This window comes from Neisseria sp. P0021.S007, from assembly GCF_051956855.1.
In genome coordinates, this window is record NZ_JBQCXA010000198.1 from 1 (window position 1) to 969 (window position 969).

Below are 969 nucleotides of genomic sequence, written 5' to 3' on the forward strand. Positions count from 1 at the left end.
GTAAATTATAACACAACACAATGTTTCTCGGAATTTCAGACGGCATGTTGCAAAATTTGGCTATTGTATCGATTAATTTGGCAAGTCCGCATATGACCGCTACAATATCGCGTTAAAAACTTTTTGATTTCGGAATGTCGAGATGTTGATTCATCCTGAAGTAATGGGCGTAGAAGCTTTGGCGGACAAAATCCGTAAAATTGAAAATTGGCCGCAAAAAGGGATTTTGTTTCATGACATCACTCCCGTTTTGCAAAGCGCAGAATATTTCCGCCTGCTGGTCGATTTACTGGTTTACCGCTATATGGGGCAAAAAGTTGATGTTGTTGCGGGCTTGGATGCGCGCGGCTTCATTATTGGCGCGGCTTTGGCCTATCAGCTAAACGTCGGCTTTGTCCCCATCCGCAAAAAAGGCAAACTGCCGTTTGATACGGTTTCTCAAAGTTACGCTTTGGAATATGGTGAAGCAACGGTAGAAATCCATACCGACGCCATCAGGCCGGGCGCGCGCGTTTTGTTGGTAGATGATTTGGTGGCAACCGGCGGCACAATGCTGGCAGGTGTCGAGCTGATCCGAAAACTGGGCGGCGAAGTAATCGAAGCGGCTGCCATTTTGGAATTTACCGACTTGGACGGCGGCAAAAAAATCCGTGAAAGCGGCGCGCCGTTATTTACCCTGTGCCAAAACAAAGGCTGTATGTAATAAAAAACCGCAAGCTGCTCAGCCTGCGGTTTTTTATGATTAAAATTATTCGAGGACGTATCCGTCCGTATCCCAAAAAGTTTTTTTCACCAACTGGTCGTCTTTATAAACCAACTCGGATTTCTTCGCACCATCATCATACCAATCCAAAATGATGCCGCTGCGTTTGCCATTGCGAATACTCAATTCAGACACAACGCGGCCATTTTCATCCCAACTGATGATCTCCGTCGGTTTGTCATTGCTTATCATCATTTCAGTTTTCG

At 45.6% G+C, this 969-nt stretch carries 1 protein-coding gene and 1 pseudogene; one reads left to right on the plus strand and one right to left on the minus strand.

Annotation, left to right across the window (positions count from 1 at the left end):
• The first annotated feature begins 142 nt into the window (after positions 1 to 142).
• Positions 143 to 703 carry an adenine phosphoribosyltransferase gene (locus ACTHUR_RS12195; RefSeq protein WP_063076010.1) on the plus strand — a complete coding sequence of 187 codons (561 nt, stop codon included), beginning with the start codon at positions 143 to 145 and terminating at the stop codon, positions 701 to 703.
• A gap of 45 nt (positions 704 to 748) precedes the next feature.
• Here ACTHUR_RS12195 and ACTHUR_RS12200 read toward each other — a convergent pair.
• Positions 749 to 969, minus strand: a pseudogene (locus tag ACTHUR_RS12200) (toxin-antitoxin system YwqK family antitoxin); the annotation flags it as partial.

Coding starts and splice junctions, on each gene's coding strand:
- ACTHUR_RS12195 (WP_063076010.1), top strand. CDS start 143: ATGTTGATTCATCCTGAAGTAATGGGCGTAGAAGCTTTGGCGGACAAA.